The sequence below is a fragment of the Rhodopseudomonas sp. RCAM05734 genome, assembly GCF_052658035.1.
This window is the reverse complement of record NZ_CP199742.1, coordinates 2728681-2752229: the sequence shown is the minus strand read 5'-3', so window position 1 is coordinate 2752229 and position 23549 is coordinate 2728681. Positions and strand designations below refer to the sequence as shown.

25 protein-coding genes are annotated in these 23549 nt (G+C 64.5%); 10 read left to right on the top strand and 15 right to left on the bottom strand.

The annotated features are described in order from the left end of the window. Positions 1-16: 16 nt before the first annotated feature. A complete protein-coding gene (locus tag ACUXVA_RS13040) occupies positions 17-667 on the bottom strand; it encodes a TetR/AcrR family transcriptional regulator (protein WP_445492531.1) in 651 nt (216 codons plus the stop codon). Between the two features lie 99 nt (positions 668-766). On the opposite strand from ACUXVA_RS13040, the gene ACUXVA_RS13035 reads away from it, so the two are divergent. After that, entirely contained in the window at positions 767-1411 is a 645-nt protein-coding gene (locus ACUXVA_RS13035; RefSeq protein WP_265079916.1) for a glutathione binding-like protein, read from the top strand. A gap of 110 nt (positions 1412-1521) precedes the next feature. Beyond that, a complete protein-coding gene (locus ACUXVA_RS13030) occupies positions 1522-2199 on the top strand; it encodes a nitroreductase (RefSeq protein ID WP_265079917.1) in 678 nt (225 codons plus the stop codon). 21 nt (positions 2200-2220) lie between these two features. Here the strand turns inward: ACUXVA_RS13030 and ACUXVA_RS13025 are convergent, their stop codons facing one another. Together ACUXVA_RS13025 and ybgC are read right to left on the bottom strand one after the other, a co-directional pair. Continuing rightward, a complete protein-coding gene (locus ACUXVA_RS13025; RefSeq protein WP_265079918.1) occupies positions 2221-2688 on the bottom strand; it encodes a nuclear transport factor 2 family protein in 468 nt (155 codons plus the stop codon). Between the two features lie 77 nt (positions 2689-2765). Then, the gene (gene ybgC / locus ACUXVA_RS13020) at positions 2766-3212 is read right to left on the bottom strand and encodes a tol-pal system-associated acyl-CoA thioesterase (protein ID WP_265079919.1); all 447 of its coding nucleotides are present in this window, start codon (positions 3210-3212) and stop codon (positions 2766-2768) included. Positions 3213-3285: 73 nt separating this feature from the next. On the opposite strand from ybgC, the gene ACUXVA_RS13015 reads away from it, so the two are divergent. Continuing rightward, the gene (locus ACUXVA_RS13015) at positions 3286-3501 is read left to right on the top strand and encodes a hypothetical protein (protein WP_265079920.1); all 216 of its coding nucleotides are present in this window, start codon (positions 3286-3288) and stop codon (positions 3499-3501) included. Continuing rightward, the gene (locus ACUXVA_RS13010; RefSeq protein WP_445492527.1) at positions 3498-5105 is read left to right on the top strand and encodes an oleate hydratase; all 1608 of its coding nucleotides are present in this window, start codon (positions 3498-3500) and stop codon (positions 5103-5105) included. The genes ACUXVA_RS13015 and ACUXVA_RS13010 overlap by 4 nt, the downstream gene beginning before the upstream one ends. Positions 5106-5117: 12 nt before the next feature. Here the strand turns inward: ACUXVA_RS13010 and ACUXVA_RS13005 are convergent, their stop codons facing one another. The 7 genes from ACUXVA_RS13005 to ACUXVA_RS12975 form a co-directional block, all read right to left on the bottom strand. Then, positions 5118-5339 carry a type II toxin-antitoxin system HicB family antitoxin gene (locus ACUXVA_RS13005; RefSeq protein ID WP_445492525.1) on the bottom strand — a complete coding sequence of 74 codons (222 nt, stop codon included), beginning with the start codon at positions 5337-5339 and terminating at the stop codon, positions 5118-5120. Further along, on the bottom strand, positions 5336-5578 hold the full coding sequence (locus tag ACUXVA_RS13000; protein WP_265079923.1) for a type II toxin-antitoxin system HicA family toxin: 243 nt from the start codon (positions 5576-5578) through the stop codon (positions 5336-5338). The genes ACUXVA_RS13005 and ACUXVA_RS13000 overlap by 4 nt, the downstream gene beginning before the upstream one ends. Beyond that, positions 5578-6630: a Holliday junction branch migration DNA helicase RuvB gene (ruvB, locus tag ACUXVA_RS12995; RefSeq protein ID WP_445492522.1), complete on the bottom strand. Its 1053-nt coding sequence runs from the start codon at positions 6628-6630 to the stop codon at positions 5578-5580. The genes ACUXVA_RS13000 and ruvB overlap by 1 nt, the downstream gene beginning before the upstream one ends. Beyond that, on the bottom strand, positions 6627-7127 hold the full coding sequence (locus ACUXVA_RS12990) for a hypothetical protein (RefSeq protein WP_445492520.1): 501 nt from the start codon (positions 7125-7127) through the stop codon (positions 6627-6629). Before ACUXVA_RS12990 ends, ruvB begins: the two co-directional genes overlap by 4 nt. Next, on the bottom strand, positions 7124-7741 hold the full coding sequence (gene ruvA / locus ACUXVA_RS12985) for a Holliday junction branch migration protein RuvA (RefSeq protein ID WP_265079926.1): 618 nt from the start codon (positions 7739-7741) through the stop codon (positions 7124-7126). Before ruvA ends, ACUXVA_RS12990 begins: the two co-directional genes overlap by 4 nt. A gap of 157 nt (positions 7742-7898) precedes the next feature. Further along, positions 7899-8426: a crossover junction endodeoxyribonuclease RuvC gene (gene ruvC / locus ACUXVA_RS12980; protein ID WP_265079927.1), complete on the bottom strand. Its 528-nt coding sequence runs from the start codon at positions 8424-8426 to the stop codon at positions 7899-7901. A gap of 238 nt (positions 8427-8664) precedes the next feature. Continuing rightward, positions 8665-9411: a YebC/PmpR family DNA-binding transcriptional regulator gene (locus ACUXVA_RS12975; RefSeq protein WP_265079928.1), complete on the bottom strand. Its 747-nt coding sequence runs from the start codon at positions 9409-9411 to the stop codon at positions 8665-8667. A 200-nt stretch (positions 9412-9611) separates the two neighbouring features. On the opposite strand from ACUXVA_RS12975, the gene ACUXVA_RS12970 reads away from it, so the two are divergent. Beyond that, complete coding sequence (locus ACUXVA_RS12970; RefSeq protein ID WP_445492517.1) at positions 9612-11363, top strand: methyl-accepting chemotaxis protein; 1752 nt, start codon at positions 9612-9614, stop codon at positions 11361-11363. A gap of 110 nt (positions 11364-11473) precedes the next feature. Here ACUXVA_RS12970 and ACUXVA_RS12965 read toward each other — a convergent pair whose 3' ends face one another. From ACUXVA_RS12965 to ACUXVA_RS12955, 3 genes are all read right to left on the bottom strand, one after another. Then, on the bottom strand, positions 11474-12907 hold the full coding sequence (locus ACUXVA_RS12965; protein WP_445492515.1) for a tetratricopeptide repeat protein: 1434 nt from the start codon (positions 12905-12907) through the stop codon (positions 11474-11476). 159 nt (positions 12908-13066) lie between these two features. Continuing rightward, positions 13067-13570, bottom strand: a complete 504-nt coding sequence (locus ACUXVA_RS12960; RefSeq protein ID WP_320109666.1) for a GDSL-type esterase/lipase family protein — start codon at positions 13568-13570, stop codon at positions 13067-13069. 194 nt (positions 13571-13764) lie between these two features. Next, positions 13765-14850, bottom strand: coding sequence for a helix-turn-helix transcriptional regulator (locus ACUXVA_RS12955; RefSeq protein WP_445492513.1), 1086 nt, complete (start codon positions 14848-14850; stop codon positions 13765-13767). Positions 14851-15095: 245 nt separating this feature from the next. Here ACUXVA_RS12955 and ACUXVA_RS12950 point away from each other — a divergent pair, with 245 nt between their 5' ends. Together ACUXVA_RS12950 and ACUXVA_RS12945 are read left to right on the top strand one after the other, a co-directional pair. Continuing rightward, positions 15096-16976, top strand: coding sequence for an autotransporter outer membrane beta-barrel domain-containing protein (locus tag ACUXVA_RS12950; RefSeq protein ID WP_445492511.1), 1881 nt, complete (start codon positions 15096-15098; stop codon positions 16974-16976). Between the two features lie 333 nt (positions 16977-17309). After that, positions 17310-18278 carry a tetratricopeptide repeat protein gene (locus ACUXVA_RS12945; protein ID WP_445492509.1) on the top strand — a complete coding sequence of 323 codons (969 nt, stop codon included), beginning with the start codon at positions 17310-17312 and terminating at the stop codon, positions 18276-18278. 119 nt (positions 18279-18397) lie between these two features. Here the strand turns inward: ACUXVA_RS12945 and ACUXVA_RS12940 are convergent, their stop codons facing one another. Beyond that, the gene (locus ACUXVA_RS12940) at positions 18398-19507 is read right to left on the bottom strand and encodes an alkene reductase (protein ID WP_445492507.1); all 1110 of its coding nucleotides are present in this window, start codon (positions 19505-19507) and stop codon (positions 18398-18400) included. Between the two features lie 403 nt (positions 19508-19910). Between ACUXVA_RS12940 and ACUXVA_RS12935 the strand changes: the two genes are divergently transcribed. The 3 genes from ACUXVA_RS12935 to ACUXVA_RS12925 all read left to right on the top strand — a co-directional run bounded on the left by ACUXVA_RS12935 (position 19911) and on the right by ACUXVA_RS12925 (position 23201). Beyond that, on the top strand, positions 19911-21227 hold the full coding sequence (locus tag ACUXVA_RS12935; protein ID WP_445493282.1) for an ABC transporter substrate-binding protein: 1317 nt from the start codon (positions 19911-19913) through the stop codon (positions 21225-21227). A 232-nt stretch (positions 21228-21459) separates the two neighbouring features. After that, the gene (locus ACUXVA_RS12930; protein ID WP_265079937.1) at positions 21460-22338 is read left to right on the top strand and encodes a carbohydrate ABC transporter permease; all 879 of its coding nucleotides are present in this window, start codon (positions 21460-21462) and stop codon (positions 22336-22338) included. Between the two features lie 11 nt (positions 22339-22349). Further along, positions 22350-23201: a carbohydrate ABC transporter permease gene (locus ACUXVA_RS12925; RefSeq protein WP_265079938.1), complete on the top strand. Its 852-nt coding sequence runs from the start codon at positions 22350-22352 to the stop codon at positions 23199-23201. A gap of 43 nt (positions 23202-23244) precedes the next feature. Here the strand turns inward: ACUXVA_RS12925 and ACUXVA_RS12920 are convergent, their stop codons facing one another. Then, a complete protein-coding gene (locus ACUXVA_RS12920; RefSeq protein WP_265079939.1) occupies positions 23245-23529 on the bottom strand; it encodes a hypothetical protein in 285 nt (94 codons plus the stop codon). Between the last annotated feature and the right edge of the window lie 20 nt (positions 23530-23549).

Below are 23549 nucleotides of genomic sequence, written 5' to 3'. Positions count from 1 at the left end.
TCGCGCGCGAGGCAGGTTATTTCGCGGCGGAGCCGCACATCAAGTCGATCGCCCCCTGCGCGATCCCTTCGAGTTCCCGGCGCGCGATGCCGGCTCGGGAGCGGATGGCGAGGGAGTACAGTGTGGCGGAGGCGAGCTGCGACAACGCCGCGACATCGACGGTCTCAGGCAGTTCGCCGCGCTTGATCGCCGTGCGGAAGCACCAGCTCAGCGCCTCGTCGAGATCGCCGAATCCCTTGAGCACCATGGCGCGGATCTCGGGATCGGCGATGGCGTCGGAGGCCACCGTCATCACCGTGAAGCAGCCGCGCGGGCCGCCCTGCAGATAGATGTCGAGCGCGGCGCCGTAGAAGCGGCGCAACCGCTCGCGGATATCGATATCGGCCTTGAAGATCTCCGCGGCGGCGCCGCTGTAGTCCTCGCGGTAGCGCGCATAGCTCTTGATGTAGAGCGCGCGCTTGTCGCCGAACGCGCCATACAGGCTCGGCCGGTTCATGCCAGTGGCGGCGGACAGATCGTCCAGCGAGGTGGCGGCGAAGCCATCCTTGCGAAACAACGCCAGCGCCTGACCCAGCGCCAGCTCCGGCTCATAGGCCCGCGGCCGGCCGCGCCGCTTCGGCGCCGCACTGTCGGCCTTGTCCGGCGCGGGCTTCTTTTTTTGTACCATTTCGAATTTAATTCCTTGACGTGTTTTATATTATGCGAGACGGTATAAAAATCAACCCGCGCTCCGATCGCAACGGGACGCAAGCCAAGGAGGCCTTCCATGGATCTGTATTTCTCGCCGATGGCCTGTTCGATGGCCACCCGCATCGCGCTCGACGAGGCCGGCGCCGACGCCACCTATCTCGAAGTCGATCCGAAGACCAAGCAAGTGCTGCAGGACGGCTCGGATTTTCGCACCCTCAACCCGCTCGGCATGGTGCCGACCCTGCGCACCGACGACGGCGTGATCCTGACCGAGAATGCCGCGATCCTGCAATATGTCGCCGACCGCTTTCCCGACTCGCCGATTGCCGCCGGCACCGGCATCGAGCGCACCCGCCTGCAGCAGTGGCTATGCTTCATCGGCACCGAACTGCACAAGGCGCTGTTCATCCCGCTGCTCGACCCGAAAGCGTCGGCGGAGACCAAGGCGTGGGCGCTGGCGAGAGGCACCTCGCGGCTGGATTACCTTGAGGCGCATCTGCAAGGCCGCGAATTCCTGCTCGACCGCTTCAGCCTCGCCGATGCTTACCTCGCGACGGTGATAAACTGGACCATGGCGACACCGCAACTCGACTTTGCGCAATGGCCGGCGATCAAGGCCTATCACCAGCGGCTGCGCGCACGGCCGAGCATTGCGCGCGCCGTGGCCGAGGAGTTCGAACTGTTCAAGGCCGAACAGGCGCGGCACAGAGCAGCGGCGTAAATACACGTCCGGGGGTGGTCGCCACCGCCCCCGGCACGCCCTTGCGTGATACCCGGGAAACCGCAAAGATCGCGGCCAATTGAGAAGCCATCCGGGGGAAGCGCAGGTCCATGAAGTTCGATGACGTCATTCTCGGTCGCCGCAGCATTCGCGGCTACAAGCCTGATCCCGTGCCGCGGAAATTGATCGAGGAAGTCATCGCGCTGGCGATGCGCGCGCCGTCGTCCATGAACAGCCAGCCGTGGAATTTCTACATTGTCACCGGCGAACCGCTGAACCGCATCCGCGCCGGCAATACCGAGCGGATGGTGGCGGGGGTGCCGCAGTCGCGCGAATTCCGCATCGGCCAGCCATTTGCCGGTCCGCACCGCGACCGCCAGGTCGGCGTCGCCAAGCAATTGTTCTCCGCCATGGGAATCGCCCGGGACGACAAGGAGATGCGCCAGGACTGGGTGCTGCGCGGCTTCCGTCAGTTCGACGCGCCGGTCTGCGTGATCGTGACCTATGACCGCGTGCTGGACGGCAGCGACGACACGCCGTTCGACTGCGGCGCGGTGGCGACCGCTCTGGTCACCGCCGCCTGGTCGCGTGGGCTGGGCGCCGTGATCAACAGCCAGGGCATCATGCAATCGCCCGTAGTGCGCGAGCACGCCGGCATTGCCGACGACCAGGTCATCATGAAGAGCATCGCGCTGGGCTGGCCGGACGACAGCTTCCCGGCCAATGCGGTGGTCTCCGAACGCAAGTCGGTGGCGGAAGCCACGGTATTCGTCGGCTTCGACGAATAGACCCGCGCAGAGCAGCGCGGCCTAGAACGGCGTCGCGGCCAGCCCCGGCACATCGGCCGGGCGCGGCCCGGGCGCCGGCCACAGGAAGCGGCGGTCCTTCTCGGCAATCGCCAGATCGTTGATGCTGGCCTCGCGGCGCGCCATCAAACCTTCGGCATCGAATTCCCACTGCTCGTTGCCGTAGGAGCGAAACCAGTTTCCGGCGTCGTCGTGCCATTCATACTGGAAGCGCACCGCGATGAAGTTGCCGTCGAAGGCCCACAGATCCTTGATCAGGCGATACTCATGCTCCTTCGCCCATTTGCGGGTCAGGAAGTCGACAATCGCCGGGCGCCCTTCGAAGAACTCGACGCGGTTACGCCATACGCTGTTTTCGGTATAGGCCAGCGAGACCTTGACCGGGTCGCGGGAATTCCAGGCGTCTTCGGCCATACGCGCTTTTTGCGCGGCGGTCTCGCGGGTGAACGGCGGCAATGGCGGGCGCGACATGGGCATCTCCGTTGGCTCGCTGCGATTGTAGCCCGGCATGTCGGAGAGTCGATGGCAACTTGCCTATCGCCCGATTGCTAAAGCTGATCGGCCTTCATTGCTGTTCGCAGCGCCTTCGGGATCGGCCTGGCCCGGCCGTCTGACACGAACGCGACTTTCACTTTCGCCTCCAGCAGCAGTTCGTCGCCGCGCCGCACTTCCTGGCTCAGCGTAATCGAGGCGCCCTTCACGTCGATCGGGCGCGTCACGATCTCCAGCACGTCGTCCATCCGGCTCGGCTTCAGGAATTCGAGCGTCATCGCACGCACCACGAAGGCAAAGCCGGGCGCCTCGCTCTCGGCTTCCGCAAACAGCGCGCGCTGGTCGGCGCCGAGCAGCCGCAGATAGTTGGTGCGGCCGCGCTCCATGAAGCGCAGGTAGTTGGCATGATAGACAATACCGGAGAAGTCGGTGTCTTCGTAATAGACCCGGACCTGCATGCGATGCAGGCCGTCAGCAATGGCGCCGTCGAGATGGGTGGTCATCGGGAAACATACTCGTCAAATCTGGTTGTCGCAGGCGGGGCCGGCACAAGTGACTGACGATATAGCCCAGACGATGGCCACGGCAAAATTCCGCCATTGGATTTGGTCCGCCGCGCGCGGCCGTCGCACCAAACGCGGCACTTTGATCGAGGTCAAGTCGGCGATCGAAACGAGCGGTTACTCTTCCTCATCCGCTGAACCTGATGGCGCCCTGCCCGATCCCGCAGCCTACGACCCGATCGCCCATCGCGCCGACACCAAGATATCCCACGTAAAGGCAAATCCATGACATCCAGCAATCGAACCGCAGCGCGGAGCGACATCAAGGCCTATCTGGCGGGCGGCGGCATCGCATCGCTGGCCAGCGCAGCCTATCTCATCCGCGACGGCGGGTTAAAGGGCGACAATATCAGCGTGTTCGAGGAGACCGAACTGCTCGGCGGCAGCCTCGACGGCGACGGCAACGCCGACAAGGGCTATGTGATCCGCGGCGGCCGCATGTTCACCTATGAGGCCTATACCTGCACCTTCGACCTGCTGTCGGGCATTCCCTCGCTCGGCAATCCCGCCATCACCGTCAAGGACGAGATCTACGCCTTCAACGAGAAGCACATTCCGAATTCCAAGGCGCGGCTGGTGCGCGGCGGCCAGAAGGTCGACGTCTCCACCATGGGCTTTTCCGCCCAGGACCGGCTCGACCTGATCGAACTGATGGCGACGTCGGAAGCGACGCTGGGTGCCAGGCGCATCGCGGACATGTTCCAGCCGTCGTTCTTCACCACCAATTTCTGGTACATGTGGGTCACCACCTTCGCATTCCAGCCCTGGCACAGCGCGGTCGAGTTGAAGCGTTACCTGCATCGCTTCATCCAGGAATTCCCACGCATCCAGACGCTGGGCGGCGTGCGCCGCACGCCGTACAATCAATACGATTCCATCGTGCTGCCGCTGACCACCTGGCTGAAGGCCCAGGGCGTAAACTTTGTCACGGGCGTCCGCGTGGCCGACATGGACTTCAAGTACGGGCCACGCGGCAAGGCGGTGGAGCGTCTGCATGTGGTCGAGCATGGCGTGCCGAAGCTGATCGCGGTCGGCGACGACGACCTGGTGTTCGTCACCAACGGTTCGATGACCACCGCCTCCACCCTGGGCTCGATGACGCGGCCCTCCGAGCTGACCGCAAAGGACGGCAAGACCGACGGCTCATGGGCGCTGTGGGAGACGCTGGCGAAAAAACACCCGGAATTCGGCAAGCCGTCGGCCTTCAACAGCCGGGTCGATGAATCCAAGTGGCTGTCGTTCACCACCACCATGAAGGATCCGATCTTCTTCGACCTGATGGAGAAATTCACCGGCAACGAAGCCGGCACCGGCGGCCTCGTCACCTTCACCGATTCCAACTGGTTGATGTCGGTGGTGCTGGCGGCGCAGCCGCATTTCATCGGCCAGCCGAAGAACGTTCAGACCTTCTGGGGCTACGGCCTGTTCGTCGACCAGATCGGCAACTTCGTGAAGAAGAAGATGTCGGACTGCACCGGCGAGGAACTGATGACTGAACTGATAGGCCATCTCCGCTTCGATGCCGACAAGGACAAGATCATCAAGGCAGCCAACTGCATCCCCTGCATGATGCCCTATATCACCAGCCAGTTCATGCCGCGCGTCAAGGGCGACCGCCCGGCGGTGACGCCGGCCGGCACCAGCAACCTCGCCTTCCTCGGGCAGTATTGCGAAATCCCTGACGATGTCGTGTTCACCGTGGAGTATTCGGTGCGCTCGGCGCAGACCGCGGTGTTTGCGCTGCTCGGCCTCGAGAACAAGGTCTCGCCGCTATACAAGGGCGAGCACGATCCGGCGGTGCTGTATCGCGCCATGAAGACGCTGATGAGCTGAGATCAAAAGGCCTCAGCCCGCGCGCGCCAATGGCGGCGCGGGCTTGGGGATCTCCTGCTTCCATTCCTTCGCCGCCTCGATCCACGAAGCGATGGCCTCCTGCACATTGCGCAGAGCCTCTTCCGGCGTCGCCCCATCGGACATGCATCCCGGAAGCTCCGGCGCTGTGGCGAGATAGCCGCCGCCGTCGCTGTCCGCCAGCCGCTCGATCCGAATGGCATATTCGAGTTTCATCGGTGACCTCCGTGGTCATCAATACAATGCACGAGTTTGCGAAAGTAGACCGGCTTGATCGGTCGCCGGGCCGGAATGGTCAGAATTTCGGCCGCTGCCGGGTGCTTGGCGTGGCAGTGCGAGGTTCCCTTGCCAGCCCGAAACAGCAGGCCATGGGAAAGGCAGACCTTCTCGACATCGCCGATGGTCCAGTCGCCCGCCGGATTGCGCCGCATCTGCTCCAGCAGATCCGCCGCCATCACTCGTCCTCAATGCCTTGCCCGAACAACCCGATCTGGCTCGGATCGCGGCTGGGTTCATTCAGCCCGAGATGCTTGAACGCATGCGAGGTGAGCAGCCTGCCGCGCGGGGTGCGCTGCAGGTAGCCGCACTGGATCAGGAACGGCTCGATGATGTCCTCGATGGCGTCGCGCGGCTCCGACAGCGCCGCCGCCATGGTTTCGACGCCGACCGGGCCGCCGCCGTAGTTCATGGCGATGGTGGTGAGATAGCGACGGTCCATGGCATCGAGGCCGGCGCTGTCGACTTCCAGCGCGGACAGTGCGTGGTCGGCGATCTTGCGGTCGATGGCCGAGGCGTCGGCGGCCGACGCGAAATCGCGGACGCGGCGCAGTAGGCGGCCGGCGATGCGCGGCGTGCCGCGGGCACGGCGGGCGATCTCGTTGGCGCCGTCGGCGGTCATGCCGATCTCCAGCACACGGGCGCCGCGGGTGACGATCTTTTCCAGCTCTTCCACGGTGTAGAAATTCAGCCGCACGGGAATGCCGAAACGGTCGCGCAGCGGATTGGTGAGCAGACCGGCGCGCGTGGTGGCGCCGACAAGAGTGAACTTCGCCAGTTCGATTTTTACCGAGCGCGCGGCGGGGCCCTCGCCTATGATCAAATCGAGCTGGAAGTCTTCCATCGCGGGATAGAGCACTTCCTCGACCGCGGGCGCGAGACGATGAATCTCGTCGATGAACAGCACGTCGCGTTCTTCGAGATTGGTCAGGAGTGCGGCGAGATCACCGGCCTTGGCTATGACAGGCCCCGACGTCGCGCGAAAACCGACGCCGAGCTCGCGCGCCACGATCTGCGCCAGCGTGGTCTTGCCGAGGCCGGGCGGGCCGACGAACAGCACATGGTCGAGCGCCTCGCCGCGTTTGCGGGCGGCGTCGATGAAGATCTGCAGATTGGCGCGGGCCTGCTGCTGGCCGACGAATTCGGACAGGTTCTGCGGGCGCAGCGAGGTGTCGCCGATGTCATCGGCGCGGCGCTCGGGGGTGATCAGGCGGATGGGAGCAGTGGTCATGGGGTCACGTTAGCACGATGCAGCGGCTTCGCGAGCCACCAGCACAGGCTGGCGGGACCGATCGCCAGCACCGCGAGCAGCGCCAACAGCGACAGTGCCTGCGGCAGCGACTGGGTACCGGGCAGCATCACCGCCGAGGATTCTGACGGCTGGATGAAAGCGCCGAGCAGCACCACGGCGGCAATGGCGGCGGCCGCGGCAAGCCAGGCCATCCAGATCGGACTGAGACCGGCATAGATCGCCGCGACCGCAAAGGTCAGTCCTGCGGCCATGGAGGGAAGCAGCGTGGCGATAACGACCACGAAGGCCAGCAGCCAGACCGCGATCGACAGCACGCCACGCAACGCGTCAAGATCGGCGACCGCAAACACCGGCTGGACGATGGGCGCGCCGAGCACGACGACGATCAGCGCAACCACCGCCGCCATCGCCAGTGGACCGACAATGGAGAAGATCGCCACGATACCGATCACGCGTCCGAGCCGGCCGAAACTCACTTCGCCAACTCCTTCAGCCCGAGCCGGATCAGTTGCGCCGTCTCAGCGCCCTCTCCCGCAATGCGCGCGGCACCGGCAATCGCCGCGGCCGCCTGCGGCGCGCCGTAGCCGAGATTGACCAGAGCGGAGATCGCATCCGACACCGGACGCGGCGCGGTGTTGTCCTCGATGGCGCCGGACAGATTGACCAGCGCCGGATCGACCGATGCAAACGCCGGCGCCTTGTCCTTCAACTCGCTGACGATCCGCTCGGCGACTTTCGGGCCGACGCCGACGGTGCGCGCCACCGCAGCCTTGTCGCGCAGCGCGATGGCATTGGCGAGGTCGGCCGGCGGCAATGTCGACAGCACCGCCAGCGCCACCTTGGCGCCGACGCCCTGCACGGTCTGCAGCAGCCGGAACCATTCGCGCTCCTGGTCGGAGCGAAAGCCGAACAGCTTGATCTGGTCCTCGCGGACATAGGTCTCGATCGACAGCACCGCCGCCCCGCCCGGCTGCGGCAGCGCCTGCAGCGTACGCGCGGAGCAATGCACTTGGTAGCCGACGCCGGAGACGTCGAGGATGACGTAGTCATCACCGTAGCTGTCGATCAGGCCCTTGAGCTTGCCGATCATGAGAGAGCTCCGGTGCGCATGCTCCCCTCCCCCTTGCGGGGAGGGGCCGGGGGTGGGGGTGTTACGGGCGACGTCGCTTGTGGACCCCCCTCCCCGACCCTCCCCCGCAAGGGGGGAGGGAACCGACGACGTTTGCAGCGCAGGATCAAACTACACATTATGCCCCCACCACCCGCAGCAGCCGCTGCGCGCTCTGACGGTGATGCGCATGCGTAATGGCGATGGCCAGCGCATCGGCGGCGTCGGCGGATTTCGGCTCGGCCTTGGGCAGCAGGATCTTCAGCATCATCTGGATCTGGTTCTTGTCGGCATGGCCGGCGCCGACCACGGTCTTCTTGACCTGGTTCGGCGCATATTCGGCCACCGCGATGCCGAACATCGCCGGCGTCATCATGGCGATGCCGCGGGCCTGGCCGAGCTTGAGCGTGGCGACGCCGTCCTTGTTGACGAAGGTGTTCTCGACCGCGGCCTCGGCCGGCTGGAAGTCGCCGAGCACTTTCGACAGCCCCTCATGGATGCCGAGCAGCCGGCTTGCCAGCGGCAGGGTGTCCGTCGGCTCCACCGAGCCGCACGCGATATAGGTCAGCCGGTTGCCATCGATCTCGATGACGCCCCAGCCGGTGCGGCGCAGGCCCGGATCGATGCCGATGATGCGGACGGATGGGCGAATCGGGACGGCTGTCATGGGCGCAGTGATAACGCCGAAAGCTTAAGAACAAAATAGCAACAGACGGGTTTGCACGGCGAAAGTGGGCGGAGACGGTGCGCCCCGACCACAGGCTGTCGTCCCCGCGGATGCGGGGGATCGAGTAAACGCCGGCCTGCATGTGCCCCGAAAGGCCAGTGTCTACTCGGTCCCCGGTCCAGCGCGCAAGTGCGCGCCGGCCGGGTGATGACAGCGGAGTTTGACGCAACGGCTGGCCTCAGCCGCCCATCTTGGCGACCAGCGCGTCGGATACCTCGAAGTTGGCGTAGACGTTCTGGACGTCGTCGTGATCGTTGAGCAGGTCGATGAGCTTCAGCAACTTCTCGCCGGTCTCGTCGTCGACCGCGACGGTGTTTTGCGGCTTCCAGGTCAGTTCCGCCTTGCGCGGCTCGCCGAATTTCGCTTCCAGCGCCTTGGCGACGTCGCGAAAGGTTTCCTGGGCGGCATAGACTTCATGACCGGTCTCGGACGAGATCACGTCGTCGGCGCCGGCCTCGATGGCGGCTTCCAGCATGTCGTCGGCGGAGGCCTTGGCGGCGTCGTATTCGATGATCCCCACATGGTCGAACATGAACGACACGGAGCCGGTTTCGCCGAGATTGCCGCCGGACTTGGTGAAATAGGAGCGGATGTCCGAGGCGGCGCGGTTTTTGTTGTCGGTGAGCGCCTGGACGATCACGGCGACGCCGCCGGGGCCGTAGCCCTCGTAGCGCATCTCGTCATAATTCTCGCCGTCGGAGCCGATCGCCTTCTTGATGGCGCGCTCGATATTGTCGCGCGGCATGTTTTCCTGGCGGGCGGCGGTGACCGCGGCGCGCAGCCGGGCATTCATCGACGGGTCGGGGGTGCCGAGCTTGGCGGCCACGGTAATTTCCCGGGCCAGCTTGCTGAACAGTTTCGACTTCTGGGCATCCTGCCGGCCCTTGCGGTGCATGATGTTCTTGAATTGGGAATGTCCGGCCATGCGGTCTCTTTCGGATTCGTGCGGTCTGTCAGGGGTGCGGCGGCGCGGGGTTATAGGCCGCGAGCCCGGCAAAATCAAAAAAACAGTCCGGTTTCCGCCTTGGGATACCGGCTGCGCGCAAGCGTCGCACATCCGTTAACCACGGCTTCACGTCAGGGTGCAAGGATACCCGCATAGATTGTATCCCCCAGAGAGACGACATGGTCTTCGGAATGTTTCGGAAGCGGCAGGCGCCGGCGCCTGTTCCTGTTGCGCAGCCCGCGGTGGTGGTGGCGGCGGCCGCCGTGCCCGAGCCGGAGCGCGATTCGGCGCGCGAGATCCTGGAACTGCTGGAGCTGGAACTGGGGGCGCTGATCCGCCAGCTCGAGCGCGCCGCGCAGTCGGTGGCCGGCGGCGCCGAATCCACCGCCTCCACCCTCTCCACCATCCGCCAGCGCACCGACGCCCTCACCGGCCAGACCAGCGCGGCGCAGACCACCGCCACCACCTTTGCGCAGGCCGCCGACAAGTTCACCCATTCCGCCGAAGGCATCGGCGCCCAGGTGCGCAACGCCAGCAAACTGGCCGACGACGCCGGCGCCGCCGCGGACGAGGCCAGCCGCAACGTCGACCGCCTCAGGGAATCCTCCGCCGCAATCGGCAACGTGGTCAACCTGATCGCCCAGATCGCCAAGCAGACCACGCTGCTGGCGCTCAACTCGACGATCGAGGCCGCACGCGCCGGCGCCGCCGGCCGCGGCTTCGCGGTGGTCGCCACCGAGGTCAAGGCGCTGGCGGTGCAGACCGCAGAGGCCACCGAAGAGATCAAGAAGAAGATCGACGCGCTGCAGAAGGATGCCGCGAGTTCAGTGGATGCGGTGCACCGCATCTCCAACGCGATCCAGGCGATCCGCCCGGTGTTCGACAGCGTCAACGGCGCAGTGGCCGAACAGAACGCCACGACCTCCGACATGTCCGACAATGCCGCCTCGGCGTCGCAATTCATCGTCGCCGTAGGCGACAGCGCTGCCGAGATCGACAGCGCCACCCAGGCCGCTGAGGTGCATGGCCAGAGCGTCGCCGAGGCCGGCCGCGCCGTGACCATGTTCGCACAGAAGCTGAAGTCGCGCTGCGCCACGCTGCTGCGCCAGGACGAACGCGAGGACGAGCGCAAGCGCGAGCGGCTGCCGTGCCACCTGCAGATCGAGATCAAGACCCGCAACACGACGCTGCGTGCGCCGGTCTACGAGATTTCCCTGGAAGGCATTCTGATCGGCGGCCCGGACGCGGCCTCGCTGCAACCGCACGAGATGCTGACGGCCGATCTTGTCGAGGTCGGCACCTGCCGGCTGCGTGTCACCGAACAGTCCAAGGCCGGTGCCCGCGCCCTGTTCGTGGCGCCGGACGCCGCCCTGACCAGCCGGATCGAGGACCGGCTATGGGCGATCCACGACGAGAACACCGAATTCGTCACCCGCGCCATCGATGCCGGCGTCACGCTCAACAAGATCTTCGCCGACGGTATCGCCTCCGGCGCCATCGGCATCGACGACATGTTCGACGAAAGTTATGTGGAGATCGCCGGCTCCAATCCGGTGCAGGTGCGCACGCGGATTCTCGACTGGGCCGACCGCGCGCTGCCGGATTTCCAGGACAAATTGCTGGCGACCGACCCGCGCATGGCGTTCTGCGCCGCGATCGACCGCAACGGCTACCTGCCGGTGCACAACAGCATCTATTCCAAGCCGCAACGGCCCGGCGACGTCGCCTTCAACACCGCCAATTCGCGCAACCGTCGCATCTTCAACGATCCCGCCGGCCTCGCCGCCGGCCGCAACACCCGCGCCTACCTGATCCAGAGCTATGCCCGCGACATGGGCAACGGCACCACGGTGATGATGCGCGAGATCGACGTACCGATCCGCGTGCACGGCCGGCATTGGGGCGGATTCCGCACGGCGTACAAATTGTAGTAGCTCCGGAACTGTCGCTTTTCGTGTTGCCGTTACGCTCCGCTCCCCTTGCAGCCCTCACTCCGGCCATCTCCCGCCGGCGAGCGAGGAAGCTACGGTGGCCTCGCCGGCTATTTTCCCTGGGCCGGGGGCGCCCGCGCCACCACCGCATCGGCGCGCGCCCTGAGATTGGGCGGCACCTTTTCGCCGGTGGCGATGCGGTTCTTCACGATGCTGGCGAGCTTGTCGCCCTCGGCGCCGTGCCCCAGGGCGTATTCGGTCTCGGCCAGCGCCACCTGGAACCGGAGGTTGTCGGGCTGCGCCTCGATCGCCCGGCGCAACGGCGCAATCGCCTCGAAGTTGCGGCCCTGGCGCTGCAGGTCCTCACCGTAGTCGAACTGCAGCAGCGAACTGTTCGGCGCCACCGCCACGCCGGTGAGCAGCGCGTCGCTGGCCTCGCGGGTTCGGCCGGCCTCGCGCAGCACGATGCCGAGCCGGCGGTAGGCGACGATGCTGCGCACGTTCTTCTTCAGCGCGGTGCGGTGCGCCTCGATGGCCTCGTCCTTGCGGCCGATGGAATTGAGCACGATGCCCAGCGAATTGTAGCTGTTGTCGGCATCCGGCGCGCGCGCGACCCCGAGCTTCGCCGCCTGCAGCGCCTCCTCCGGCTTCTTCTGCGCCATCAGCACGAAGGCGCGGGTGTATTCCGCCGCGGCGAACTCCGGATCCATGGCGCGCGCGCCGTCGGTGGCCGAGGCGGCCTCGCCAATCTGGCCGCGGCTGAGATAGATGTAGGTGCGCAGGTTCATGGCATACTTCTCGGCGCCAGGATGACTGCCCGATAGCGCCACGGCCGTCAGCCGCATGGCGGCTTCCTCGTCGCCGTACTCGCGAAAATAGATGCCGGCCGCGATCTCCGGATCGATGTGCTCCAGCAGGTTCAGCGCGGCCTTCCTGAACAGGGTCTCGGCGCCCTGCGCCGTCTCGACGTCAATCAACCCCTCCCGGCCAGGATTTTGACGCAGGCGAAGCCGCAGCAGCTCCTTGCCGTCCTCGGTGCGGGTGGTGATCTCGCCGGAGATCTGCACGATCTGCTTGCCGAGCACCTTCTGGATCAGCGACTGGAACGACTTGAGGTCGATGTTTCCGGCCGGCGTTTCGATCGACGACAGCGCGTCGATCAACTGGGTATCGCCAAGTGCGGTCTTTGGCTTCGCCGCGTTGGAATTGCGGTTGAGCGCGGAGATCTCGTCCAGCAGCCGCTGGGTGGCCGTCTCCGCGGTATAGCCTGCATTTTCCAGCGATTGCGGCACGCGCAGCGCGGTCATAACGATGCCGTTCTCGATCATCGCCTTGGCGACCACGATCACTGTCAGAACAATCGGCACCACGGTCACGACCACCACCGCGAGCCCCTTGGCAAACATCACAAGTTCGGCCGCCGACCTTTCGCGGACCTGCGACGCCAGATATTGCCCGGCGCGGACGTGCAACTTCCGCTTCCTCGGCGCAGCCGAAGCGATGGTCGGCTGCAATCGTTCTTGCGGAACGCTCTCAGTGGACATGGCGGGCTTCCCGAAATGAGATGATTGCGACGAACGCAAGGCCCGCCGCAGCATCAGCCGCGGCGGGCCTTGTCGAAAGAACTGCATTGAGAAGTGCGTCACGGAATACGCTCGACTGGTTCCTGATGACCTCCCGCTCCGCCTGCGGGAGAGGTGAAGTTACCTGATCGACCCAACGAGCTGGGCGGCCACCTTCTGATGGCCGGCGGCGGTCAAATGGATGCGGTCGTTCTGCGCCATGCCCGACTGCAGCGCAGACTTGACGTAGCCGTCGGCCTGCACGGTCTTGATGCCGCGCGCCCTGAGCTGCTGCTGGATGCTGGCGATGTTGGCGGCCCGTTGCGGCGGCGTGATCCCCTGGCGCATGTCGTTGCCGCCAAACTGCAGGATAACGATTTTCGTGCCCTCCGGCACGCTGCTGGACAGCCGCGACAGCATGCCCGCGGAGGTGTCGCCGAACACGCCGGCGTTGCGCACCGACATCCCCTTGCCCTTTGCCTGCAGCATCCGCTCCAGCTGGGCGGGATAGGCCTCCGACGCGCCGACGCCGTGACCTTCGGTGTTGCTGGCGCCGAGCGCGACGACCTGCGCGGATGCGGTGTGCGTGACGGCCATAGCGCCGAGCAAAGCCGCAGCAAGCAGCGCCGTTTTCATCGAGATCATCGGTGTTCCCTTCATGTGATCGTTTTGGATTAGCGTCGCCGCCAGCCGATGCGAGTTTTCGCTGCGGCCCGGCGAATCCAGCAGGCCACGGCGCCGCGCAGCCTCAGTCACCCAATTGGGTGACTGAGGCTGCGACAAAGGGAGGGCTTCCGTTAGGCTCTGCCGCTCGCGGAGAGGCGTGGAAACGCAGCCGCCTAGGTTGGCGCGCGCTGGATGCGGGCGAGCAGCGACAGCAACTCGGCCTGGCGGGTGGTGCGGGTCTTGGACAGGATGCGCTTCAGGTGCGAGCGCGCCGTCTCGTAGGACATGCCAATCACCTCGGCGACGGCCGGAAGCGGCACTTCCTGCTCGAGCAGCGACAGCACCGTCGATTCCATCACCGTCAAACCGAACATCTGCTGCGTGGTCTCCATGGCCGTCGGCGGTGGCCGGAGGTCGGTGTCGGAGATCAGAAGGATGGCCGTCGCCGGCGAGAAGATTGCGCTGGCGAGACCGGCCAGCGGGATGCCCTGGATCACCAGCGGCCGCTTCGACAGCCGGTGCACCACCACCGGCGGTGCGGCTGCGCTACGGCCGAGGGCGGCGGTGAGCTGGCCGAGGGCAAGGCTGTCAGGGGCGCGGTCACAGCGCAGCCGGCCGCGCGCCAGCATCAACCCGTTGCCGAGCAGTCGCTCCGCCTGTGCGTTGTGGCGGATCACGCAACCGGCGTGATCGAGCAGGAAACTGGCGCAGCCCAGTGCCGCGAAGGCGTCAAGCATACCGGTGGCGTTGGCGTAGGCCATCTGGCGCGCCGGCTGCGCGGCGCGGTCGAGATAGGCGCCGAACCGCACCAGATCGGCCTGCTCGCGGTCGGTATAAAAACCTCCGGCGTCCCCGCGCTCCATGACCAGACACCATTCGTCGTCGTCATTGGAGAAGCCGATGCAGGCCGACCAGATCGCATCGTACTTGCGCAGAAAACCGTTGTAGTAGTCGGAGGTCTTCAGCTCCTCCGAGGTCACGAAATCCTGGTCGACGGAGATGCCCTTGGCCCGCAGGTGCGGAATCCCCCGCTCGCGCTGATCGCGCAGATGCCATTCGTCCCTGAAGTATTCCTCGAAGCCTTCGCCGAGCGACGAGGAGTGCGGTGTACCGGGACCGCGGCCCCTGAGTGGCAGCAACACCGCGCCGGTGGCATTGGCGTACTGGGCTACCGTATCCATCGCCGCGGTCCATAACGCCGGATCGACGGCGGCGTCGAGCAGCGACAGCGCAGCCCGGTCGAATGAAATAGACCGCATGATTGCTCGATCAATAAGTGATGCCACCGAAAGGCGCAGTGTCGCGCAGTTTCCCGTTTGATTGCAAGTGGTCGCAAAGCCCTGACCGGGCACCCCCGGCACCGCGTCTCACCCAATTGGGGGTAGGATGTGTTGCGGGAATTCGAGAACCTCTCAGAATCGCCCGCAAGCCATCGACGCCGTGCGTTACACGCGGTAAGCGGGATGTATTGCACGATCTCCGCGTTTATTTTGTAAGGCATTTCATGTTTCTCAGGGCCTCAGCCGCAGCATTGCTCCTGGTTTCCACGTCACTTTCCGCCTCCGCGCAGAGCTTCGATCAGTTCCTGGTGTTCGGCCCAAGCAATCTCGACAGCGGCTCCTTCAAGACATCCGGCGGCGACAATCATTTCACAGTCGCGCGCGCCAATGGTGCCGCCATGACCCCGTCGGCCGGCCTCATGGTCACCGACTTTCTGTCCGCCCGGTTCGGGCTGACCGACGTGTCGCAAGGCGTATCGCCGAACGGCACCAACTACGCGGTGTCCGGCGCGCGCATCACTGCAGCCAACTCCTTCACGCCCGCGTTTGCATCGGCCGCTCTCACGCCAAGCATCACCCAACAGATGACCAACTACCTCGCCTCGACCGGTGGCGTAGCCAATGCGAATGCGCTCTATGTGATCAGCGCAGGCAGCAACGACGTCACCGCTCCCGGCGCCACGCAGGCCGTTCTCGCCACCCAGGCCGGCCTGTTCACGGACTCGGTCGCGCGACTTCAGGCGGCCGGCGCGCGCTACATTCTGATCCCCAACACCAGCAGGGATTTCCTCAATACCCAGATCTACAGCAATCTCACCGCTGCCGGCGTCAACTTCATTCCTGCGGATCTCGCGGCCATGGTCGGCGCAATCCGCGCGACGCCGGAGCGGTTCGGGCTGACGTCGACCGCGGTAGGCACCGTGCCACCGGTACTGACGTCGCCATCCGCCTGTCAGCCGCCCAGCAACGGCTATTCCGGTTACGGACTGTATTGCGTGGCCTCGACGACGCGGCCGGCCCCGAACGTCGCATCTCTCGGTTCGGCCACCGCGCTGCAGACCAGCCTGTTTTCCGACAATATCCATTTTTCGCCGGCCGGCCAGCAGATCGAGTCCGATTACTTCTACAGCCTGATCGTCGCGCCCAGTCAGATCTCGTTCCTGACCGAAAGCGCGATCCAGTTCCGCCGCGGCGTGACGCTGGGCATCCAGGAGCAGATCGACGTCGCACAACGCCGCGGCGGCCCCGGCTTCAATGTCTGGTTCAATGGCGACGTGTCCTCGCTGAAGCTGAACAACAGTTCGGCGGGCTTCCCCAATGACCCGAGCACGCCCATTTCCGGCACGTTGGGCGCCAGCTACAGTTTCGGCGCCCATGCGCTGGTCGGCGCCGCCGTCACGCTGGGATCGCAGGATCCGAGTTTTTCATCGGGCGGCGGCTTCAGGGAGCGAGAGGTCGCCGCGACGATCTTCGGCGCCGCGCGCAGCGGCGCCTTGTGGGCCAATGCGATCATGAGCTTCGGCTGGCTGAAGTACGACGTCAACCGCGTGGTGCCGCTGGGCATTACCTTCGACAGCAATTCCGCCTCCACCCACGGCCGCAATTTCTCGTTCGCAGCGCTGACCGGCTACGATTTCCGCCACGGCGCTGTGACCCATGGCCCGGTGGTCGGCGTGGAAGTGCAGTCGGTAGGCATCGACAACTTCACGGAGACCGGCAGCTTCACCAGCCTGGCCTTTTCCGGCATCGGCCGGACCTCGACGGTCAGCGCGCTGGGCTATCGCGCAGCCGTTGACCTCGGCATTTGGCGACCGTTCGCGCAGGTGACTTGGAATCACGAGTTTGACGACACTGCAGGCCGCACGGTCACGGCCAGCCTGACGACGCTGGCGACGGCGCCGAGCTACTCACTGCCCGTCGTTCAGCTCGGCCGCGACTGGGCCAGCGCCAGCATCGGCACCACCATTGCATTTGCGCAGGACTGGACTGCGCTCGCCGCCGTCAACGCCCAGCTCGGACTATCCGGCGCGATGAATTATGGCGGCCGCTTCGGCATGAACTACGCGTTCGGCGCGCAGCAGGCGGCGAAGTTGATCACCAAATAGCATTTCCGGCCTATAGATTGTAGATCGGCTTTCTTTATCTCTTCCACCTGCGGTCGGGTGAGGTCAGCCACGTCCTGGTGCTGCCTCACCACGATAGAATAAGCATCCGCGACGCATTCGCACCGGACCGTGTCCAAACCAGTGATGCGATGCGCGCCGCGGCCGCGCTGCCCCAAAGTGATCAAGTTTGTGCGGCCGTGCGCTGGCCGCGAAATGCCAGCAGCGACGGCAAGCCGTGGACGATCCGCTGTCTCACAGCCCGAATTGAACCTGTGCGGCCTCTGACAACACAAAATCGCAGACATCCCGAGAATGACGAGCAAGGAATGCGCGATGAGGGCCCTGAAAGCATCGATCTGTGTCGTGGTCGCCGCGCTCGCCCTGAGCCTGTCGCCCAGCGCAACGTCCTACGCGGCAGAGGATGAGGCGACCACCCTCATTCTGCAGATGAAAGAATTTTATCAGGCCGGGAAATACGTGGAGGCGCTGCCATTGGCGCAGAAGTCCCTTGCGCTTCGCGAGAAGGAGTTTGGGTCAGACGATGTGCACGTCGCAATGCCGCTGAATGACCTCGGCACAATCCACTACCAGCTGGGTCAATACGCCGTTGCCGAGCAATTTTACAAGCGCTCACTGGCCGTCAGGGAGAAGACGCTCGGTCCGGATGATGCGGACCTCGCAATGGTGCTGAATAATCTGGGCGACGTCTATCGTGCGGAAAAGCGTTACGCGGAAGCTGAGTCGTTTCTCAAGCGGTCCATCGCCATCGGCACAAAAAAGCGCGGCCCTGACGATACGTCGATCGTGCTGCCGTTGAACAACCTCGCCGCTGTCCACAGTCTTCAAGGCCGTAACGACAAGGCCATTCCGATGTTCGAAAGGGCACTGGCCATCCTCGAGAAGGCGAACGGTCCCGACGATCCCGAAGCTGCGGTATCGATGAGCAACCTGGCCAATAGCTACATCCAGCGGCATCGTTATGCGGATGCAGAGCGCCTGCTCAAGAGAGCGATCGTGGTGACGTCGAAAGCGTTCGGCCCCAACCATCCCGACATCGCGCAGGCGCAGAACAATCTGGCAGAACTCTACTCCCGTCAGGGACGTAAGGCGGATGCCGAGTATCTGTTCAAGCAGTCGGCGGCCATGTTTGAAAGGACGCTCGGCCCGAACCATCCGGATCTCGCTGGTGTCCTGGAGAACCTGGCCGGCTTCTACAAGGATCAGGGGCGCTATGCCGACGCCGCACAAGCCCATAAGCGCTCGATGGTCATTCGAGGGAAAACAGAGTCAGGACCGATCTGAGTCCGGACGTAGCGACGCGAGGCGCCCCGACAGACTCGCCGCCAAGAGTGCCTCGCCTTCGTTCGTCTCGCTTGAAACAGGTGATGGCCGCGGCTTGATGAATCTGCCTGCTAAACGACTCAGCCTGCCATGAACGGATAGTCCGTGTAGCCGGCGACATCGCCGCCGTAGAAAGTGGCGCGGTTGTAGGGCGTGAACGCCACCTGGCGCCGGATCCGTTCCGGCAGGTCGGGATTGGCGATGAAGGCGCGGCCGAACGCGATCGCATCGGCATTGCCGGACTCCACCGCCGCCTCTGCCGACGCCGCATCGAAGCCGCCGGCCGTGATCAGCACGCCCGGCCAGAACGGCCGGAACAGTTCGAACGCCGCCGGCACATTGGTGTGGTTGACCTCGGCGCGACCGGAGCCACTCGAACGCGGCTCGACAAAATGCAGATAGGCCAGGCCCGGCGTCTTCAACTCTTCGATGACGTAGGTGTACAGCGGCATCGGATCGGCCTCGCCGGTATCATTGGCGACGCCATAGGGTGACAGCCGTACCGCGACGCGGTCGGCGCCCCACACGTCGATGACCGCCTGCGTGACCTCCAGCAGCAACCGCGCGCGGTTCTCGATGGAGCCGCCATACCGGTCGGTGCGCTGGTTGGAGCGTGACTGCAGGAACTGCTCCAGCAGATAGCCATTGGCGCCGTGCACTTCGACGCCATCGAAGCCGGCCGCCATCGCGTTGCGCGCGCCGTGGCGATAGGCCTCGATTACAGCGGCGATCTCCGCGGTCTCGAGCGCCCGGGGGACTTCATACGGCACCGTCGCACCATCGGCGCTGCGGGTGGTGCCGGAAATGGCGATGGCCGACGCCGACACGGGCAGCACGCCGCCGGGCTGGAATGAGGAATGCGAGGCGCGACCGACATGCCAGAGCTGCAGGAAGATGACGCCGCCTTTGGCATGAGCGGCGTCGGTGACCTGCTTCCAGCCGGCGACCTGCTGCTCCGAATGAATGCCAGGCGTATCCGGATTACCGCGCCCTTCCGGCATGACCTGCGAGGCCTCGGCGATGATCAGGCCGCCTTCGCTCGCCCGCTGACCGTAGTATTCGGCATTGAGCGGCCGCGCAGCGAGGCTGTCGCGATCGGCGCGCATCCGCGTCAGCGGCGCCATCACCACGCGGTGGCTCAGCGTATACGGACCGATCTGCAGCGGCGTGAACAGCGAGGGAGATGGCATCGGGACTCCATTCGGAATTTTGTTGGGCCATGGCAAATGTCGGCCGGGGCGGTCGGTAGAGTATGCCGGTCGAAGCAGCGAAACGGCAAGGCGGTGCGCTCCCCTTCTCACTCCCCGACGCAAGGCTTATCGCCAGGCGGGACGGCGGCACGCGCGGCCATAGGTTTTGCAAAGACCTCAACCGGCCCGCCGGATCTGCGCCTGCTACGAAAGTCGAAGGTACGATCATCGTACAACTCTGGCTAATGCTGCTTTGCAGCATCCAATTCACTTGCCGGATTGATACGCCTCCCTACAGTGGCGGGATAAAAATAAAATATCAGGGAGGACAATTGTGACATCCACGTTTCGTACGTTTGCATTTGCGGCGCTTGCCGGCACGTTTCTCGTCCACGCCGGCGGCGTGGCGTTTGCCCAGGAAAAGAAGATCACGGTCTGGTTCAGCAAGGGCTTCTACAAGTCCGAGGATGAATCGCTGATCGAGGCGATCAAGAAATTCGAAGCCAAGACCGGCATCAAGGTCGAGCTGTCGCAATACGCTATTCAGGACATGATCCCGAAGACGGTGGCGGCGCTGGATTCCGGCACACCGCCGGACGTCGCCTATGCCGACACCTATGACGTGCAGGCCTCCGGCAAGTGGGCATCCGAGGGCAAGCTCGAGGACCTCACCGACATCCTGACGCCGATCAAGGGCAATTTCGCGCCCAACACCATCGAGACGGCATTCCTCTACAATGACGTCACCAAAAAGAAGGCCTATTACGGCTTTCCGCTGAAGCAGCAGTCGATGCATGTGGAAATCTGGGGCGACATGCTGGAGCAGGCCGGCTTCAAGGTCAGCGATATCCCGAAGGACTGGAAGGGTTACTGGTCGTTCTGGTGCGACAGGGTGCAGCCGGCCTACCGCAAGGCATCCGGCACCCGCGCCTTCGGCGTCGGACAGCCGATGGGCGTGGAATCCACAGACTCCTTCCAGTCGTTCTACACCTTCATGGACGCCTACAACGTCAAGCTGGTCGACGACGACGGCAAGCTGCTGGTCGACGATCCCAAGGTGCGCGAAGGCCTGATCGGCGCGCTCCGCGATTACACCGACACCTATATCAAGGGCTGCTCGCCGCCCTCCTCGACCACGTGGAAGGACCCCGACAACAACGTCGCGTTCCACAACAAGACCATCGTGATGACCCACAACTTCACGATCTCGATCGCGGCCAAGTGGTTCGAGGACTCGCAGAACCAGGCACTGACGCCGGAACAGCGCGCCGCGGGCAAGAAGGCCTATGAGGAAACCATCATCACGGCGTCGTTCCCCAACAAGCCCGACGGCACGCCGATCAAGTATCGCTCCGACGTCAAGACCGGCATGATCTTCAGCGCGTCCAAGAACAAGCCGGAGGCCAAGGAATTCGTCAAATTCCTGCTGCAGGAAGAAAACCTGCAGCCCTACATCGAAGGCGCGCTGGGCCGCTGGTTCCCGGTGACCACCGCCGGCCAGAAGAGCGCATTCTGGCAGGCCGACCGTCATCGCAAGGCGGTGTATAACCAGTTCATGGGCGGCACCTCGACGTTCGACTTCGTGAAGAACTACAAGTTCACGATCCTCAACAACGAGAACGCCTGGGCCAAGGCCATGAACCGCGTGGTCAGCGAGAAGGTGCCGGTCGACAAGGCCGTGGATGAGCTGATCGCCCGCATCAAGCAGGTCGCGGGCTAAGTCCGTCATTCCGGGGCGCGCAGCATCGCTGCGCGCCCCGGAGCACCGACCTCATGGTGAGGAGCGCGCCTCTGAGCGCGGGTCTCGAACCATGAAGTGTATTCGTCATCCCGAGCGAATGGCGTGCCATTCGCAGGAGACGCGGCCGAAGACGACCGCTCCTCAGGATGAGGGCACGGCTCGGATCGGCCGTTCTCGGAAGCACGACACCTCGATCTTCTACAGGTACGCCATGACGTCACTCACGCTCTCCTCGCCCCAAGACACGATCCCGCGAAAACCGTGGTCGGCGCGGCTGTCGACGCAGCAGGTCTGGGGGCTGGCGTTGCTGACGCCGTACATGCTCGTGTTCCTGGCTTTCGTCGTCTATCCCGTCTGCTACGGGCTGTGGCTGGCGCGGCATCCGGCGAGCTACGTGGCGCTGTATCACGATCCGATTTTCGCCCGCGCCGCGGTCAACACGCTGATCTTCCTGATCATCGGCATCAATTTCAAAATGCTGATCGCGCTGTTCCTGTCCGGCTTCTTCGTCAACACGCGCACCTGGATCAAATGGCTGTCGGTGCTGTTCATCCTGCCCTGGGCGGTACCGTCGATCCCGACCATCCTGTCGGTGCGATTCATGTTCAATCCCGAATGGGGCATGGTCAATAATCTGATCTTCAGGTTCACCGGCGAGGACGGGCCGAACTGGCTCAACGATCCCACCATCGCGCTGACCATGGCGATCGGCATGCACATCTGGAAGTCGCTGCCGTTCTGGACGCTGATCCTGATCACCGGGCGGCTGGCGATTCCCGACGACCAGTTCGAGGCCGCGGAGGTCGACGGCGCCAGCCCGTGGCAGAAGTTCCGCTACGTCACCTGGCCGTCGATGCGCACGCTGTATCTGACCTGCACGCTGCTCTCGATGATCTGGACGCTCGGCGACTTCAACAGCGTCTATCTGCTCACCGGCGGCGGCCCTGCCGACCTCACCCATGTGCTGGCCACATTGGGCATCCGCTATCTCCGCCTCGACCAGCTCGACCTGTCGATGGCGGCGATCGTCTGCGCGCTGCCGCTGGTGCTGCCTCTGGTCTATGTGATGATGAAACGGTTGTCGCGATGAAGATATCAGAGATGCGCATGCCCACCCTGCGCGAGGTCGGCGTCGAGGCGCGCCTGCTGCTGATCGGCATTCCCGTGTTCATCTGGACCATGCTGCCGCTGTATCACCTGTTCCTGTTCGCGATCTCGCCGAAGCAGGATGCCTTCGCAGGCAAGCTGTGGCCGGATCATCCGACGCTGCACAATTTCGGCATCGTGTTCGGCCAGAAGCACTACTTCCTGCGCGATTTCTGGGCGCAGTTCTGGAATTCCACGGTGATCGCGCTGTCGGTCGGCGTGCTGACGCTGGTGATCGCCACCGCGGCAGCGTTCGCTATCTCGCGGCTACGGGTGCGCGGCGGACGGCTGGTGATGAATCTGGCGCTGTTCACCTACTTCATTCCGGCGGCATTCCTTGCCGTGCCGATGTATCGCACCATGGGCAATTACGGTCTGCTCAACAATCACTGGTCGCTGATCCTGGCCATGGTGACCATCGCCTCGCCCTATGCCATCTGGGTGCTCAAGCAGGCCTCCGACAAGTTGCCGGTCGAGCTCGACGAGGCCGCCATCATGGACGGCGCCACAACGCCCCAGCTGTTCCGGCTGGTCTATCTGCCCTTGATGCTGCCGTCGCTGGTGGCAGTCGGCGCCTATGCGGTGCTGCTGGCGTGGAACGAATATCTCTACGCATTCCTGCTGCTGTCCAAGGACACCGAGATCACCCTGCCGGTAGCGCTCGGCAACTTCCTCGCCGCCGACGACTCGCCGTGGGAACTGCTGATGACCACCGGCCTGATCTATGCGCTGCCGCCGGCGGCGATGTACTACGCCTTCAAGCGCTACATGGTCGGCGGTCTGACGGCCGGTGCAGTGAAGTCGTAGACACCGGCACCGCGACCGGCGCGCGGCCGGATCGCCGGGCCGGCTACCTGCCGGGCCACGTCGACACGGCCTTCTTGCAAGGATCCGACAGCGCGCTGAAATTCTCGTTCAGGCATTTGCGAACCCGACCGCCGCCGGGAATGGTGCCCGCGCATAGTTTGCGGTAGTCCGCCTCGCAGGCCTGGCGGGCCTGGCCGCGGCCGTCCTGTGCCATCGCCACAGACAACGTCACCACCAGGATCCCGATCAGGCATGCCGCCGCGAGCAGCGCCCGCATGAACGTGTCGCTCGGGCGAAAAACGAACCTCTTGCCGTCGTTACGCGGCATCCGTGAATTCACTCGCTGCA